Consider the following 17,063-nt stretch of genomic DNA (forward strand, 5'->3'; position numbering starts at 1 on the left):
TTGAAGTATCTTTGCACGCTTAAAATAGACCTTATGTCCACTACAAAGAATATTGCGATCATTGCGCACGTTGACCACGGTAAAACGACCTTGGTAGACAAAATAATGTACCACTGTAGCTTGTTTCGTGAAAACGAGAATACAGGCGATTTAATTTTGGATAATAATGATTTGGAACGAGAACGTGGTATTACCATTACCTCAAAGAATGTTTCCGTTATATATAAGGGTACTAAAATAAATATTATCGATACTCCTGGTCACGCCGATTTCGGTGGTGAAGTTGAGCGTGTATTGAACATGGCAGATGGTGTATTGTTATTGGTAGATGCATTTGAAGGACCAATGCCGCAAACCCGTTTTGTATTACAGAAAGCTATTGATTTAGGTTTAAAGCCTTGTGTAGTTATAAATAAAGTAGATAAGGAAAACTGTACTCCAGAAGAGGTACATGAAAAAGTTTTCGATTTAATGTTCGAACTAGGTGCTGAAGAATGGCAATTAGATTTCCCTACGGTCTATGGTTCTGCAAAGAACAATTGGATGAGTGATGATTGGAGAAATGAAACCAATAATATCGAGCCACTTTTAGATATGGTGATTGAGCACGTACCTACTTTCGAGCCTAAAGAAGGAAATACGCAAATGTTGATTACATCTTTAGATTTCTCTTCATTTACAGGTAGAATCGCTATTGGTAGATTACAAAGAGGAACTTTAAAAGAAGGACAACAGATTTCTTTGGTGAAACGTGATGGATCTATTGTGAAATCTAGAATTAAAGAACTTTTTATTTTTGAAGGACTTGGTCGTAAGAAAGTACAAGAAGTTGAAACGGGTGATATATGTGCTTTAGTAGGTGTAGAAGGCTTTGAAATTGGTGATACTGTTGCTGATTTAGAAAACCCTGAAGCATTAAAAACTATTACTATTGACGAACCTACAATGAGTATGTTATTTACCATTAACGATAGTCCGTTTTTTGGACAGGATGGTAAATTTGTAACATCTAGACATATTAAGGATCGTTTGGCAAGAGAATTGGAAAAAAATCTTGCTTTACGTGTTAATGAAACTGATAGTGCTGATAAGTTTTTAGTATTCGGTCGTGGTGTATTACACCTTTCTGTTTTAATTGAAACTATGAGACGTGAAGGTTATGAATTGCAGATTGGGCAACCTCAAGTAATCATCAAAGAAATTGATGGTGCAAAATGTGAACCAATCGAGCACTTAACCATCGATTTGCCAGATGAGGTTTCTGGTAAGGCTGTAGAAATGGTATCTATCCGTAAAGGGGAGATGACTAAAATGGAAGCAAAAGGTAATCGTATGTTATGCGAGTTCCAAATTCCATCACGTGGTATTATCGGTCTTCGTAATCAATTATTGACTGCAACGGCTGGTGAGGCTATTATGGCACACCGCTTTTTAGAGTATCAACCAATGAAGGGTGATATTCCTCAACGTCAAAATGGTTCATTAGTTTCTATGGAAAGAGGAAAAGCAATTCCTTATTCTATCGATAAATTACAGGATCGTGGTAAGTTCTTCGTTGATCCAGGTGAGGATATTTATGAAGGTCAAGTAATCGGAGAAAATTCTCGAGGCGATGATATGACCGTGAATATTACGAAAACTAAAAAGATGTCTAACGTACGTTCTTCAGGGGCAGATGATAAGGCTAAAATTGTACCTGCAATTAAGTTTTCTTTAGAGGAAGCTTTAGAATATATTCAGAAAGATGAATATGTTGAGGTTACTCCTAAACATTTACGTCTTCGTAAGATTTACTTAACGGAGAATGACCGTAAGCGTAACAAAATAGCATAAGCAAAAAAAGCTCCTTATTTAAGGAGCTTTTTTTTGGTAGTATAGCGTATAAAAGCCACCTTAAAAAGGTGGCTTTTTTTAATTCTGTTTGTTTAGTGAAACGGTAAAATTAAATAGTGGTGCTAAAAATCAGTCTTATAAATTGTTTATTAATGTCGATTGGTTAAGAATTATGTAAAATATTAGGTTACATTTTCCTACTTTCTTAATAATTCAATCATACCTTATTTTTCTTCGTTTTGAGTGTGAATTTTAGCTAATTTAAAGTACGATTTAAGCTAAACTCAAACTAAAAACATTATGCAACTAGAAGGAAAAAATGTACTCATAACTGGTGGTACTAGAGGTATTGGAAAATGTATGATACAAGAACTTATTAAAGGTGGTGTTAGCAAGATTGCTGTGATTGCACGAGATAAGGAAAACTTAAAAAAATTATCGCAAGAATTTGATAGTGTGAAGTTTTTAAGAATTCCTGGAGATGTCGCCAATATTGAAGTTTTACGTGAAGCTGTTGCGCGAATAGAAGATAAGTGGGGTCATTTAGATATCTTGATCAATAATGCAGGTGTGGTTTCTGCAGGTCCTTTAGAAGATATTCAAGATGAAGATGTATACGACCAAGTAGGTATCAATTATACAGCGGTACTTTTATTGACCAAATATTGTATTCCACTTCTAAAATCGGCAGAAGAAGGGGCGATTTTGAATATCTCTTCTGGCCTGGGTTTAATTGGAATGCCTTTCTATTCGGTGTATGGAAGTACAAAAGCTGCTATTCGCCAGTTCTCAGATTCTATGCGTAGAGAACTTGCTCCTTTCAATATTTCTGTAACATGCGCATTTCCGACTGCTACAGATACCGATATGATGCAAAAATTCAAAGGTAGAAAAATGGATTCGCCAGAGTTTGTGGCCGAACGCTCCATACAAGGTATGTTGAATAAAGAAATTCAAGTAATTTTTGGTGGTGAGGAACGACTTAAGGAAAATCGTCTGAATTTTGAGGCTCCTGCAGAACTGGATATGCTGGTGGCACAAAATTATGAGCAACGAAAAACAGCTAGTTTGGATCATAAAGCCGTTTGATTTCTACTTGAAAACCAACAAAACGGTAATTAACTATGAGAGTATATTTCAAATTTTCAATTTTATTTCTATTTATTTTATCATGTAAGGAAACTACGAAACCTACACAAGAATCACTGGTAAATGAAGTAACTGAAACTGATATTATCAGTATTCCTAAATCTTGGGTAGATGGAAGAGTAAATAAGGCTAAAGAAAAGTTAGGTACTTCTGAAGCAGGTGAAATTGTTTGGAACGCGATGGAAGCTCATGGCGGTTTGGATAGGTGGTATGCAAACGGACCACTTTCTTTTCGATTCAATTATCAGCCTTTAGATGGAAAAACGGCTCGAGACAGTTACCAAACTTTAGATACATGGAGTAATAGGGCAGTGCATACCAGTGCAACTGATAGTACAGCTCATTTTGGTTGGACAGGAGAGCAAGCTTGGGTAAAAGCAAAAGATAGCACCTCTTTTGAATATGACACCAAATTTTGGGCGCTAACGCCGTTGTATTTTTATGGCCAACCTTTTGTGTTGAATGGTGAAGGGGTAAATTTAGAGTTGCTTCCAGAAGTGACTTATAAAGAGCAAAAGCAAGATGTGGTCAAGGTAACTTTTGATGCTGGTACAGGTGATGCTCCTGATGATTATTATATACTATACTTTAGCAAAGAGTCACATAAACTTGTTGTTATACGTTATATCGTTTCTTATCCTGAGTATTTTAAAGATGGTGGGCATGCACCTGAAAAGTTTATGGAAGTGATGGGCGAAAATACGGTTAATGGTATTTTGTTTCCGACGAGTTATAAAACGTATTGGTTAACGAAAGATAAAAAGCCTGGAGAGTATATTACTCAAATAGATGTTTCCAATGTTTCTTTCGAAAATGATTTACCAAAAGATTTTTTTGATGTTCCAAAAGATGCTAAAACTCTAAATTAATAATTAGGACAGTTATTTAAAATAAAAAAATCCCAAAGTTATCTTTGGGATTTTTTTATCTGCTTTATTTTAATAGTTACGCTTTCTTTGCTTTGTATTGCGAAGCTACCGCAGCACCTATAATGCCGGCATGATTTTGTAATTCTGCAGCAATGACCTTGGTTTCGATTTTTATTTGAGATTTAAACTGTTCGAAGTCTTTCGATGCACCACCACCAAGAATAATTAAATCTGGAGAAATAATTAATTCTACATATTCTAAAAATTTGTTGAATCTCTTACCCCATTTTTTATAGGAAAGTTTTTCTTTATCTTTTGCGGAACCCGCAGCCCATAATTCAATTTTCGAATATTTCTTATAAGGAATTTGGCCAAGTTCAAAATTAGGAATTAATCTACCATCTAAAAAGGCACCACTACCTAAACCGGTGCCAATGGTAATCATAACGACCAAACCTTTTTCGCCTTTACCAATGCCATAATTCATAGTGGCGTAACCCGCTGCATCAGCATCATTTATTACGGTAAAATCTAGTCCGGTTTTCTTTTCTAATAACTCTTCCACATTTACACCTAACCAACTGGGGTCTAAATTACCAGTAGCTTTACAAACACCGTTTTTGATGATGGTTGGAAAACCACAACCCACTTTGCCTTTATAATTGAAATGGGCAACAATTTCTGCAATAACATCGGCCATTGCGTCTGGTGTTCGAGGATTAGGAGTCGGAATTCGAAAGCGTTCAGAAATCATTTCTCCGGTTTCCGAATCAACCAACGCTCCTTTAATTCCAGAGCCACCTACATCAATACCAAGTAAAGTCATTTTATTTTTCTTATGAAATACAAAGAAACGAAAAAGAATCGGCTCTTCGAAGTGGGTTTATAATGGAGATATATTTAATATGATTTTAAAAAAAATAGGGTATAAAAAAAAGGACTTAATGTCCTTTTAATCGTTCATTATTGTGGCATAGTAAGCGCTATAATGGTGCTTACTTGAATTTCTTCATCATATTCGTCCATTTCGGTTTCTACAATGAAAGTGATAATGAATTGTTTGCCAATATATGTTTTGTCAGTTAAATTATATTTCTGGCTAACTTCATCGATTATATTGGCGAACTCTGCGTTATACCCGTCTTTATCTGTAAAAACATAAACGCCATCTTCAAAGCCTACTAAGGTTCCGTTCATTTTTTCTTCATCTTGGCAATAAACGCTTGATAATGAAGTAAGAGCTACGAATAATACTACTAAAATCGATTTCATTTTTTTTAATTATTTAGTTTAGTTATTAATTTTTTTGGTCTTTATAACTTGTAAAAAAAGTTGCTACAAATGAACTATAAATAGTTGAATAACGATTTATTTTATCATTTTATTATGAAAGATTTTTGTATTCCTAAATACCTGTACGCCAGTATGCTAATTTTGGTTTATTGGGTTAAAATAATTTGCCGTTACATAAGATTATAGCTCAATTTGATACTACCTTTGATGAATAATTCAACACAATTCAATTGAAAAATAGTAACACATATTCCTTTTATAGTATACTTTTTGTTATACTTTTTACTGCAGTCCATATTTCTTTCTCCCAGTCACCGTTGTCGGACGATAATATAAAGGCATTGGTTGATAAGTATAAGAATGACATACGCGGACCTTATAAAGATATTCGTTGGTTTTGTACTGACGGTAGTGTAAGGCAGCCAAAAGACCCTTGTCCTGATGATATTGGTCCTGGTGTACAGCATGCAAGATATAAAGATGAAGTTATCGCCTTGGGTAAAAGTAATCATATCTTTTTAGGTCAAATTTTAGCCTATTCTACAAATGATGATTTATGGGATATGGACCATAATCATTCTCGCTTAAAGCAATACCAAATAGATAAATATCTTCGTCTTATTGATGATGGCTGGGTGAATCAAAAAGGTCAATTCTATAGAGGCTCCGTTCAGGTAGAAGATGAAGAAGCTTGGGGGATTGGTTTTTATAAATGGATTTTAGCAAAGGATGTTGTAATCGCTGATAATTTTTACTTCCTAAGACAATCTTTAAAAGACATACCGCATTATGGTGATGATAATGTAGCACAATTAATGCGTAGCGAATCGAAAGTTATTTCGGATATCTACGTGCCTTTTATGGATTTGAGAACCAAAATTCATAGCCAGCCTGAAAAGTCGGATATTCAAAAAATACTAGATTTTAAAGCAAAAAATCAAAAGTCCTTAACTACCGATTTAAATAAAAAAATTGATGGTCTTGTAGTAACCATGCAAACCTTTTTTAAGCCTGTTGATGTTCAATCCTTATTGAATAAATCGAAATTAGTGAAAGGCACCACCCTAGGAGATAAGGTGCAAGCTTTTATTCAGGGGAAAGCTAGTAATGAGACACCTTCATATGTGGTTAACGAAGCTGCGCAGTTACTTTTAGATATTCGAGAAGGATTATTGGAAGAAAAACGACCTATGGCGCGTTTGCAATTATTGGATATTTCTTTAAAACTAGAAGAACTATTATTTCAAAATGCACCCAATTGGGTGCCAACGACGGTAAGCGGACAATTGGAAAAAATATGTGCGCTAACTACGGCATCAGTTGGTGCCGGATATTTAGAGTTGTGGGAATGGGAGCAAATCTCTGGTACCTTAAGTAAGTTCGGTCAAGATCAATTAAGCTTGGCAGAATTAACCCAAGTATTAGAAACAGCAAGAGCTGCAGTAGAATGGAGTGCTGCAATGGTAAAAGCAAACTACCAAGAGGTTGTCGATACCTATACTACATTTGAACCAAAATCATATGCTTTTATTGATGACCGAATTAGAGGTTCTGTTGCTTTGCATTTGGGGAAAAGTGTTGGAGAATTAGGCGATTTTATTGCTAAAGAATCTGCACTTACCAATATGGTAATGGATATTCCGAATCAGAGTACATTTAGAGGATTGAATCCTGGGTATGCATTCGGTGAATTGGTGGTAGTAGATGGTTCTTCTGAAGATATTGAAGTGTCTTCCGATAAGATTTATATCTTTCAGCGTTCACCGTCAGATTTGAAGCCCGTTGCAGGTATCGCAACAGTTGCGGAAGGTAATATGGTTTCTCATGTGCAACTATTGGCACGTAATCTAGGAATACCGAATGCAGCATTATCCGATGCAAATCTTCAAAGTTTAAAGAAGTACGATGGTGACCGTGTATTTTATGCTGTTTCGAATAAAGGTAATGTGATTATTAAGGCAGAATCAAAAATGACCGATCAAGAGCGCGCACTTTTTGTAAAGAAAGAGCGTAATACGGATAAGATTGAAGTGCCTATTGAAAAAATTCAATTAAAGAATACCGATGTGCTTAATATGCGTGATGTAGACGCGAGTGATTCAGGAGCATTATGTGGACCAAAAGCAGCTAACTTAGGGCAATTGAAAAAAATGTTTCCAGAGCAAGTAGTTGAAGGATTAGTAATTCCGTTCGGAATTTTTAGAGATCATATGAACCAGCAAATGCCTGGTGCCGATAGTTCATATTGGGAGTATTTGAATGCGATGTTCGTTGAGGCAGAACGTATGAGAACTGTAGGAGTTTCTGAACCTGAAGTGGAGAATTATCAATTACGACAATTAGAAACTTTAAGAGATGCTATTAAGAAAATGCCCTTAAAAACTGATTTCATGAATCAGTTAGAAACGAAGTTTAAAACGGTCTTAGGTTCTGATTTTGGTAAAATTCCGGTGTTTTTACGAAGTGATACAAACATGGAAGATTTGAAGGATTTTACCGGTGCAGGACTTAATCTTACTTTATTCAATGTTCTTGATAAGGAGAAAATTTTAAATGGAGTAAAAGAAGTATGGGCATCGCCCTATACGGAGCGTAGCTTTAAATGGCGCCAAAAGTATTTGTTGAATCCTGAGAACGTTTTCCCATCAATTTTGGTGATACCTAGTGTAGATGTAGATTATTCCGGAGTATTGATAACTAAAGGAATCAATTCTGGTAATAACAAAGATTTGACCGTTGCCTTCAGTAGGGGTGCAGGCGGTGCCGTAGATGGGCAATCGGCAGAAACCTATACTATTTATGATGCAGGTGGCTATAGATTGTTAGCTCCTTCGCGCGAGCCTTTATATACTACATTACCTGCTACAGGTGGTACTGGCAAGAAAGTTGCAACGTTTCAAAATAGGGTGGTCAATGAAAAGAACTTAAATGAAATTAAAATCTTGGCAAACACAATTCGTAAGACATTACCTGATGCTACTAATTCAGATTACGAAGGTGCATATGATGTAGAACTTGGTTTTAAAAATGATAAATTGTGGTTGTTTCAAATACGACCTTTTGTAGAGAATAAAAAAGCAGTGAGTTCTGGTTATTTAGCGTCTATAACTCCAAAAATAAACACAGAGAAAGAAATCTCTTTAAGTACAAAATTATAATGAAGAAAATTTTAGCGTTACTGGTTGTAGTTTTTTCTGCTTCCGCATTTACAACATATACATACTACCCAATTGACGGTTACGATCGTACGGGCATAAAACGGTTAAAGCGTTTAGAGTTAATAAAAAGTGGTGAGATAAAAGATGCCACAGCTTTACCTGCAGGGGCATTGAAATCATTTAGTGAAATTCAATTGAATTTACTGTCAAGAAAGAGTGATAGCGCCATGGGGCTAATGCAGGTAAATGAAGATTTTCAGAAAGAAATCAGCGCATTGTTTCGTGGCTTAGATAAAAGTTACTCCATAACGGTATTAGATATATCAGACCCTGGGAATGTGCGTTATGCTGAGCGTAATGAAACGGCAGGTTATCAGCCAGGTAGTGTAGGTAAATTGGCTGTCCTCAACGGACTCTTTACCCAGTTGGCCAAAATATATCCAGATTCTTTCGAAAAAAGAACCGAGCTTTTAAAGAACAAATCGGTAAAATCGGGAGTTTGGGGCTTAACCGATGAACATACCATTCCTATTTACAATATTGAAAAGAATACCTTGGTAAAACGCCAAGTAATCGCCAGTGATGTATTTACACTTTATGAATGGGCAGACCATATGTTATCTGTAAGTAATAACGGTGCAGCAAGTATTGTTTGGAGAGAAGTGCTTTTAATGGCAGCTTTTGGGGATAAATATCCAGATCTAACACAAGAGGAAACAGATGCTTATTTTAAGGAAACACCAAGAAAAGAACTTACAGATTTAAGTAATGATGTGGTGAATTTACCACTACGTGATTTAGGCATTACTGCTGATGAGTGGCGTTTGGGTAGTTTTTTTACTAGAGGTGCAAATACCTATGTTGGAGATAAAGGCGGTAGTATCGGTTCGCCACAAGGCTTGATGAAGTTCTTGGTTCAATTAGAGCAAGGTAAGGTTGTTGATGAGGCATCAAGCTTAGAAATGAAAAGGTTAATGTATATGACGGATCGAAGAATACGTTACGCACAATCACCTGCTTTAAAAGAAGCCGCAGTATATTTTAAATCTGGGTCTTTATATAAATGTGATAGAAGTAAAGGGGAAGCTTGCGGCAAATATATGGGTAATGTTACCAATTTTATGAATTCAGTTATAATCGTAGAGCATCCTGATAATTGCAAATATATGGTGGTGTTGATGACCAATGTACTACGTAAAAATTCTGCCAGTGATCACATGTATTTAGCTGGTAATATTGATAAATTAATACGTAAAAAGTAATTAATATAACTTTAGTACAGTTTTAACCAAACTGCTGCACATTATGTGGCAGGTTGTTCTGTTTTATAGTAGTATGTTCAAATGAAGCACTCGCACTGTTCATTGGCAATAATGCCACAGTATTACGTTAGTGACCACTGCAAGTGAACAATACAGGTCATTTGGACAGGTTGACGTGTCGCATTTATCAGCAGACCAGGGCAACAAAGCTATTCATTAGCTCCAAAGACAGAAATAGTAGCGTCAGACTTAAAAAAGGCTGTGAATTTTCTTGTGAATTACAACTATTACAATACCATTAGCAATTTTATTTCAAAATTGAATGCTTCTTAGAATGTGTTTCTTTGTTCTACCATTAACTAAAGAATATAGTACATGTTTAAAAGAACACTATTAATTGCGCTTATGCTACCTTCTTGTTGGAAAGATTATAGTCCTGATAACCTTATTCGTTTAAAAGATAAATTTAAATCTCAAGTAAATGCTTTTGAGAATAAGAAAGAGACCGCAAATAGAAATGTAAACAAAGGTCTAGAATCTCTAAATGTCCTGAAAAGTCCATTAGAAGACATCAAAATGAAGACAAAAAATTTGCCAAGGTATATGGTGATAGGGAGAAAGTAGACGGCCGGGTACAAAACCTGAACAAAGACTACGACGATCAGAAAGAAAAGGCTTCGAATCTATTTGCTACGATGGAAAAACAGACCAATAGCCTATGTGATGAAACCAGCAAGAAAACCTTATTAAGTGCGATAGAAAAAGTATGTACCAAATACAACGGTACTTTGGCGAATACCTCATAAGTTATCGATAAGTCGAAACTGTTACACGGCGATGCCGTTGAGGTTGTAAAAGCCTTAGAAGTAGCTGCAGCCTTAATTCTTTTGATGGTATCAACGACCAAATAAAAAGTATTGAAGGCCGCGTAGATGGCATTAGGCAAGAACTAAATGTGGAAGCAGGATAGCGTAAAAAAACGCTATGAGAAAAAGATTACTGAGCTAGGGGAATAATATAAAAATATCCAAGATCAAAAAATTCATTCGCTAATTACTGAACTATGTTCTTTGATATTAATAAAATACCTGCATAAATTTATATGCAGGCATTTTTATTTATAGTTAATACTTAAAACGAATTATCAAACAGTGTTTGTTTTTAACTCAAAACTTCAGTAACACCAGGGGTAGGAATTGAATACATGCCGTCTGGTCCTGGGACACTTGGTGGTGTAGAATCCCAAGTAAGTTCACTTGGCATCAATAATTTTTCAGAAGCCATAGCATCTTCCCATGTAATCACCTTGCCAGAATAGGTTGCCATACGGCCCATAATAGCAGTCATAGTACTTTTAGCACCGTTTTCAGCATCGCTAATTACTTCATTGTTACGAATCGATGCAAATAATCTATCATGTTCCACTTGATAAGGATTAGGGTCATTTCGATTACGGTAGTCGAACAATTTCTCACCATCTAATCCAATAATGCTTGCTGCTCCCGCATCATTCATGTCTATACTTCCTTTTGTTCCTTGAAAGTTCTCGCCCACCTTAGACCAAGTGCCCGGTTGATGACGACATTGACTTGCAATTACTGCACCACTCGGATATGTGAACTCTACAAAATGATGGTCAAAAATTTCACCATGGTCTTTTCCTGTTCGAACCAATCTACCTCCCATACCTTGGGCTGAAATTGGATATTCACCTATAAACCAGTTGGCGACATCTATATTATGTATATGTTGTTCTAGAATGTGATCACCACATAACCAATTGAAATAATACCAATTACGCATTTGATATTCTAATTCGGTTTGGCTTTCTTGTCTTGGTCTCACCCAAACGCCACCACTATTCCAGTATACTTGTCCTGATACGATTTTACCAACATCACCTTGCTTAATTTTCTCTGCAATGGCCAAATAATTATTTTGATAATGACGTTGAAGACCTACAACTACATTCAGTTTTTTCTCTTTGGCAATTTTTGCCATTTCAAGAACCTTTCGAATACCAGGTGCATCTGTAGCTACTGGTTTTTCCATGAACACATGTTTGCCAGCATTAACAGCGTACTCAAAATGATAGGGTCTAAAACCTGGTGGCGTTGCTAAAATAACAACATCTGCTTGGTCAATTGCTTTCTTATAAGCATCGAAGCCTACATATTTATGGGCATCCTTTATGTTTACTTTTTTAGTGCCTTCAAATTCTTTCTGTAAATTCAGTAGACTTTTGTCCAATTGGTCTTGAAAAGCATCTGCCATAGCTACCAATTCTATATTTTCATCTGCTTTTAAGGCTTGGTTGGCTGCGCCACTACCACGACCACCACAACCTATGACAGCTAATTTTAGTTTTTTGTCGTTAAAGACATTTGCCATTGCGCTCATTTCCAATCCTGGCAATAATATTCCAGCGCCCACAAGGGCCGTGCTTTTGCAAAAGTCTCGACGCGAGTTTTCAGGTTTTAACCGGGTTTTGCTGTTTGAGTTGTTCATGTTGTTTGGTTTTAAGGTTTAAGGGACTATTCGCCCCAATACTTGTTGATTTCAGTTTCTTTAGGCACATTTGGATCTCTCACGATTCTAAAGCCGACAAAAGGCGCATCGGTATTCCACCATTTACTTTTTGGAAATTGAGGATCTCTCATTTTCCAATTCTCATTAGAACCTAAGCGGGCTGCGCTTCTTAAATATTCGGCATCATCATAATAGGAACCACCTCGAACAGAACGTGGGTATTCTTCCTTAGCTATTTCTATAGGTGATTGGGTAACGCCATTTCTAGTGGTATAAATTTCTGAGAAATATTGGTCTAATGTCCATTCAGCCACATTCCCATGCATATCGTATAAGCCCCAAGCATTTGGTTTCTTTTGACCTACTGGATGGTAGGTATCGTCGCTATTTTCATAAGACCAAGCATACTGTTCAAGCATTTTGGGGTCATCACCAAAGTAGTAAGCGGTAGAGCTACCTGCACGAGCGCTGTATTCCCATTCCGCTTCAGTTGGTAGCCGATAAAAATGACCTGTTTTTGCAGAAAGCCATTTGCAAAATTGAGAGGCTGCGTATTGTGTTACATTGCCAACTGGTAAACCTTCGCTAGTTCCCATACCAAGGCTCATATCTACATAAGGTATAGTTGCGCCTGAAATCGCATCTATTTCAATCTCTAAATCTTTTCCTTTACTGCTAGGTTCCATACTATCTACTGTTCTGTTTACGAATAGATTATAGAGCTCCCAAGTTATTTCGTATTTAGACATCCAAAAAGAATTTAATTTCACGGTATGTATCGGGCCTTCTTCTTCACCTCTATTTTCTTCGGACGTTTTGCTTCCCATCAAAAAGCTTCCAGCGGGAATGGCAATCATTTCAATGTCTAAATATGAACCTCCAATAGATTGTGTGTAATCTTGAGATATTTCTTCTTGTGAATACAAATTATTCATTAAAATAATGCACAGAAGGGTAAATATGTGTTTTGATAAAATCATATCTTAAATATAAGATTTTATCAAGAATAAAAATAGTAACAAAAATAAGATGTATGTAGCGTTCCTTAACTGGTTTCTGATTCAGATTATGGGGAAACCCCAAAGTTCAATAGCCGATTTTATACTTCATCATTATGAATACGGCTTATATTTATAACAAATTGATATTAATTATGTATTTATATAGTTGTATACTGTTGCTTGTTTAATAGAATAACCGTTAAATATTAAAAAGTTGATAATGTATCAATGGTAATTCCAGTGATTAAATAATACTATTCATTTGCACAGAGCGTTAGTCAATCAAATGGTATAACAAGTATTATTTTTATAGTTTTTTTCGACAGGATGTAATAATTTGGTAAACCTTTTAAGATTCGATAGCCAAATCGTTTAAAGGAGTCTATGTTGAAAAAGATTAAAAGATATAATTTATTAAAGATTGTATGATCCATAAAAATGCTGAGGAAGAAAGATTAGCCGTTGAGGATAATTATAAATATTGGAAAAGATGGGGCCCATATTTGGCAGAGCGGCAATGGGGAACCGTAAGAGAAGATTATAGTGAGAATGGTCATGCTTGGGATTTTGTCGACCACGACAAAGCCCGTAGTAATGCCTATAGGTGGGGAGAAGAAGGTATTGGTGGTTTTTGCGATTCTAGAGAAATACTTTGTATGGCCCCTGCTTTTTGGAACGGTAAAGACCCAATTTTGAAAGAGCGTTTATTCGGGTTAACCAACAATGAAGGTAATCATGGTGAAGATGTAAAGGAACTTTATTTCCATCAGGTTTCTACCCCAACACATTCGTATGCTAAGTATTTGTATAAGTACCCGCAGAAGAAGTTTCCATATGCTGAAATACTAAAGAGGAATAAAGACCTTGGAAGAGAGCATTCTGAGTTTGAATTGCTTGATACCAAAGCTTTTGCTAACAATACATATTTCGATTGCTTTATAGAATATGCCAAGGAAGATGTAGGTGATATTCTTATGAAAGTCACTATAATCAATAGAGGACGTAAAGCAGAGAATATTCACGTATTGCCACATCTTTGGTTTAGAAATTTCTGGAAGCATAACGATCGTTTTGAACGTCCAGAAATGAAGTCTATTTCAACCTCTGCAGTGCAAAGTAGAAGTACAAGAAATGGTAGGTATTATTTTTATCATGAAGGTGGTGAGCAACTCTTCTGTGAAAATGAAACCAATAACAAACGTATTTATAATGTTACAAATGAGGTTGATTATGTTAAAGACGGTATTAATGATCATGTAGTACATGGACTAAATACCGTAAACCCTGCGAAAATTGGTTCTAAGCTTGCTGTTTGGCATAAATTACGTCTTAAGCCAGGTGAGGAGAAGACAATTAGGGTGCGACTGAGCAAAAAGAAACTAGCAGACCCTTGGAGTAAATATGATGCTATTTTTGATAAAAGAATTGAAGAATGTGAAGAGTTTTATGGTTCTATTTTAAAGAAAGATTTACCGAGCGATCAGCAAGAGATTGCGAGAAAAGCTTTTTCTGGCCTTCTTTGGACCAAGCAGTTTTATTACTATGATGTTTATAAATGGCTATTCGGTGGGCCTGGGGAATTAAAACCTTATCGTAAAGATTCACGAAATATGCATTGGCAACACTTAACGAATCGCCATGTTATTTCTATGCCTGATAAATGGGAGTACCCGTGGTACGCCGCTTGGGATCTTGCATTTCATATGGCTTCTTTTGTAGAAATAGATCCTTATTTCGCAAAAGAACAATTGCTTTTGGTGTTGCGAGATGGCTACATGCACCCGAACGGACAAATACCTGCATACGAATGGAATTTTAGTGATGTGAACCCTCCTGTGCATTCTTGGGCGGTTTGGAATGTGTATGAAAAAGATAAGAATCGTACTGGTAAAGGCGATACCAAATTTCTAGAAAAGGCTTATCAAAAGTTACTCATCAATTTTACTTGGTGGGTAAATCAAAAAGATAAAAGCGGAACCAACCTTTTTGAAGGTGGATTCTTAGGGCTTGATAATATTGGTGTTTTCGATCGTAATCATATGCCAGAAGGTATCACGCGAATGCAACAAGCAGACGCTACTAGTTGGATGGCCATGTTTACATTGAATATGTTACGTATGACAATAGAGTTGGCCATAGCCAACCCTATTTATGAGGATAGTGTAGCGAAGTTTTTCAAGCATTTCTTGAATATTGCTTGGGCCATGCACCATATTGGACAAAAAGAAATTTCATTATGGGACGATGTCGATAACTTTTATTATGATGTAGTTGAAATGTCAAACGGTACTACGGATCGTTTAAGAGTTCGGTCGTTGGTAGGTATTATACCATTATTCGCAGTAGAAATTATTCATAAAGATTTATTTGAGGAACTAAAACATTTCAAAGTTAGGGCTGCTGAAATTGTGCGTACACGTCCTGATTTAGCATCCTTAGTTTCAAATATTGAAGAGTTTAATGCTGATGGCAATTATCTGTTCTCTATTATGCGAGGCTTTAGATTAGAAAAATTATTATATCGAATGTTAGATGAGGATGAGTTTCTGTCTGAATTTGGAATTCGTTCTCTTTCAAAATACCATGAAAAGCATCCTTTTGTGTTTCAACATAATGGATATCACCAAATTCAATATGAGTCAGGGGAAAGTCGTTCAGATATGTTCGGAGGTAATTCTAACTGGCGAGGTCCTATATGGATGCCATTGAATTATATGATTATTCAATCGCTACGAAAGTATTATTTGTTCTATGGTGATCAATACGTGTATGAATTTCCAACAAGATCAGGTAATAAATTGAACTTGAACGAGATTGCCAATGAACTTTCGAAAAGGCTTATAAAACTATTTCAACCTAATGCTGACGGTAAATTTCAATACCATTCAGAAGATGTAAATAAGGTGTTTACTAAGAATGAACATTTTAAAAAAGAGCATTTCTTTTATGAGTTTTTTGATGGGGATTCTGGTAAAGGTCTAGGGGCATCGCATCAAACTGGTTGGACCGCCTTAATTGCAAATTTGATTATAGAGTTAGATGAAAATTCATAAGCAAGGAAATTTAAAATGTTGTATATTAGAATATTAAAGGCTTTAGTATTGCCTATATTCTAAATTAACATTTCGCTGATGAAAAACGATACTATCAATATATCGAGAATAGTCAAAAATGTTTCCCACTCTTCTAATGATTCTGACTATGCTGTTTGCTGGATTAAGGACGAAATTAAAGGTGTTGATATAGACGGTGTTTTATATCCAAACATATCAAATTCTATTATTTTCTTGGATAATAAAGTACAATGGAAGCTTTACACCAAACATGATGGTGTGAATGCAGGATATTTACTCCAATTATCGCATGAGATACTTAGCAATCCACTTTTGAGCAAACTTCACATCAACAAAGTGAGACTATTTAATTCTGGAACCATCCCGTTATTTAAATTAAGTCCGGGCATCGAGAAACGAACACAAGCTATTTTAGAAATGATAGATGAGCTATTGGGCTCTCATTTAAATAATAAGGAAGATGCAATGATATCATTATTAAACACCTTCTTTGTATACTGCGATGGTCAATGTAATATAAAATCAATTATTGAAAAAAGCCAAACAAAGGCAAACATTGTTTACGCATTTAAGCAGTTAGTTGATAAGAATATTATGAAATCTCATGAGGTAGGGTACTATGCGTCACGACTTAATATATCTACAAAATATTTGAATGAGTGCGTTCAAGAAGTTCTTATGGTTAGCTCTAAGAGTATAATTATTGAACAGCTATTAATTCGTTCACGTTATGCTTTAAAATTCACCAATAGAACAATTAAGGAGATTAGTTATGATTTAGGTTTTTCTACACCTGATTATTTTAGCTATTTCTTCAAGAACCAAACGGGAACCAAACCTTCTGTGCTTAGAAAGAGCGTTAGTTCTTAAATTCAAAGTTTATACCGTGTTTTTC

General features: G+C 35.7%; 12 protein-coding genes. 8 read left to right on the top strand and 4 right to left on the bottom strand.

What is annotated here, in order from left to right; genetic code table 11:
• Window positions 1-33 precede the first annotated feature (33 nt).
• The 3 genes from typA (at window position 34) to BMY56_RS07665 (ending at window position 3,851) form a co-directional block, all read left to right on the top strand.
• Window positions 34-1,833 (top strand): translational GTPase TypA, encoded by a 1,800-nt coding sequence (typA, locus tag BMY56_RS07655; RefSeq protein ID WP_091622230.1) that lies wholly within the window; start codon window positions 34-36, stop codon window positions 1,831-1,833.
• A gap of 300 nt (window positions 1,834-2,133) precedes the next feature.
• Window positions 2,134-2,922 carry an SDR family NAD(P)-dependent oxidoreductase gene (locus BMY56_RS07660; RefSeq protein WP_091622233.1) on the top strand — a complete coding sequence of 263 codons (789 nt, stop codon included), beginning with the start codon at window positions 2,134-2,136 and terminating at the stop codon, window positions 2,920-2,922.
• A 35-nt stretch (window positions 2,923-2,957) separates the two neighbouring features.
• Window positions 2,958-3,851 (top strand): hypothetical protein, encoded by an 894-nt coding sequence (locus BMY56_RS07665; protein ID WP_091622235.1) that lies wholly within the window; start codon window positions 2,958-2,960, stop codon window positions 3,849-3,851.
• Window positions 3,852-3,927: 76 nt separating this feature from the next.
• On the opposite strand, the gene ppgK is transcribed toward BMY56_RS07665, so the two are convergent.
• Together ppgK and BMY56_RS07675 are read right to left on the bottom strand one after the other, a co-directional pair.
• Window positions 3,928-4,677 carry a polyphosphate--glucose phosphotransferase gene (gene ppgK, locus BMY56_RS07670; RefSeq protein WP_091622238.1) on the bottom strand — a complete coding sequence of 250 codons (750 nt, stop codon included), beginning with the start codon at window positions 4,675-4,677 and terminating at the stop codon, window positions 3,928-3,930.
• 137 nt (window positions 4,678-4,814) lie between these two features.
• Complete coding sequence (locus BMY56_RS07675) at window positions 4,815-5,123, bottom strand: hypothetical protein (RefSeq protein ID WP_091622240.1); 309 nt, start codon at window positions 5,121-5,123, stop codon at window positions 4,815-4,817.
• Window positions 5,124-5,374: 251 nt separating this feature from the next.
• On the opposite strand from BMY56_RS07675, the gene BMY56_RS07680 reads away from it, so the two are divergent.
• From BMY56_RS07680 to BMY56_RS18845, 3 genes are all read left to right on the top strand, one after another.
• The gene (locus tag BMY56_RS07680) at window positions 5,375-8,302 is read left to right on the top strand and encodes a PEP/pyruvate-binding domain-containing protein (protein ID WP_245737170.1); all 2,928 of its coding nucleotides are present in this window, start codon (window positions 5,375-5,377) and stop codon (window positions 8,300-8,302) included.
• Window positions 8,302-9,564 carry a serine hydrolase gene (locus tag BMY56_RS07685; protein WP_091622243.1) on the top strand — a complete coding sequence of 421 codons (1,263 nt, stop codon included), beginning with the start codon at window positions 8,302-8,304 and terminating at the stop codon, window positions 9,562-9,564. The genes BMY56_RS07680 and BMY56_RS07685 overlap by 1 nt, the downstream gene beginning before the upstream one ends.
• A 375-nt stretch (window positions 9,565-9,939) precedes the next feature.
• The gene (locus BMY56_RS18845) at window positions 9,940-10,188 is read left to right on the top strand and encodes a hypothetical protein (protein WP_245737171.1); all 249 of its coding nucleotides are present in this window, start codon (window positions 9,940-9,942) and stop codon (window positions 10,186-10,188) included.
• Window positions 10,189-10,725: 537 nt separating this feature from the next.
• On the opposite strand, the gene BMY56_RS07695 is transcribed toward BMY56_RS18845, so the two are convergent.
• The gene (locus tag BMY56_RS07695; protein WP_091622245.1) at window positions 10,726-12,072 is read right to left on the bottom strand and encodes a Gfo/Idh/MocA family protein; all 1,347 of its coding nucleotides are present in this window, start codon (window positions 12,070-12,072) and stop codon (window positions 10,726-10,728) included.
• Window positions 12,073-12,098: 26 nt separating this feature from the next.
• Window positions 12,099-13,028 (bottom strand): formylglycine-generating enzyme family protein, encoded by a 930-nt coding sequence (locus tag BMY56_RS07700; protein ID WP_245737172.1) that lies wholly within the window; start codon window positions 13,026-13,028, stop codon window positions 12,099-12,101.
• A gap of 491 nt (window positions 13,029-13,519) precedes the next feature.
• Here BMY56_RS07700 and BMY56_RS07705 point away from each other — a divergent pair, with 491 nt between their 5' ends.
• Together BMY56_RS07705 and BMY56_RS07710 are read left to right on the top strand one after the other, a co-directional pair.
• The gene (locus BMY56_RS07705) at window positions 13,520-16,147 is read left to right on the top strand and encodes an MGH1-like glycoside hydrolase domain-containing protein (RefSeq protein WP_091622251.1); all 2,628 of its coding nucleotides are present in this window, start codon (window positions 13,520-13,522) and stop codon (window positions 16,145-16,147) included.
• A gap of 78 nt (window positions 16,148-16,225) precedes the next feature.
• Window positions 16,226-17,038, top strand: coding sequence for a helix-turn-helix domain-containing protein (locus BMY56_RS07710; protein WP_091622254.1), 813 nt, complete (start codon window positions 16,226-16,228; stop codon window positions 17,036-17,038).
• Window positions 17,039-17,063 lie beyond the last annotated feature (25 nt).

Source organism: Maribacter orientalis, from assembly GCF_900109345.1.
GTDB lineage: Bacteria > Bacteroidota > Bacteroidia > Flavobacteriales > Flavobacteriaceae > Maribacter > Maribacter orientalis.

Coding starts and splice junctions, on each gene's coding strand:
- typA (WP_091622230.1), top strand. CDS start 34: ATGTCCACTACAAAGAATATTGCGATCATTGCGCACGTTGACCACGGT.
- BMY56_RS07660 (WP_091622233.1), top strand. CDS start 2,134: ATGCAACTAGAAGGAAAAAATGTACTCATAACTGGTGGTACTAGAGGT.
- BMY56_RS07665 (WP_091622235.1), top strand. CDS start 2,958: ATGAGAGTATATTTCAAATTTTCAATTTTATTTCTATTTATTTTATCA.
- ppgK (WP_091622238.1), bottom strand. CDS start 4,677: ATGACTTTACTTGGTATTGATGTAGGTGGCTCTGGAATTAAAGGAGCG.
- BMY56_RS07675 (WP_091622240.1), bottom strand. CDS start 5,123: ATGAAATCGATTTTAGTAGTATTATTCGTAGCTCTTACTTCATTATCA.
- BMY56_RS07685 (WP_091622243.1), top strand. CDS start 8,302: ATGAAGAAAATTTTAGCGTTACTGGTTGTAGTTTTTTCTGCTTCCGCA.
- BMY56_RS18845 (WP_245737171.1), top strand. CDS start 9,940: ATGTTTAAAAGAACACTATTAATTGCGCTTATGCTACCTTCTTGTTGG.
- BMY56_RS07695 (WP_091622245.1), bottom strand. CDS start 12,072: ATGAACAACTCAAACAGCAAAACCCGGTTAAAACCTGAAAACTCGCGT.
- BMY56_RS07700 (WP_245737172.1), bottom strand. CDS start 13,028: ATGAATAATTTGTATTCACAAGAAGAAATATCTCAAGATTACACACAA.
- BMY56_RS07705 (WP_091622251.1), top strand. CDS start 13,520: ATGATCCATAAAAATGCTGAGGAAGAAAGATTAGCCGTTGAGGATAAT.
- BMY56_RS07710 (WP_091622254.1), top strand. CDS start 16,226: ATGAAAAACGATACTATCAATATATCGAGAATAGTCAAAAATGTTTCC.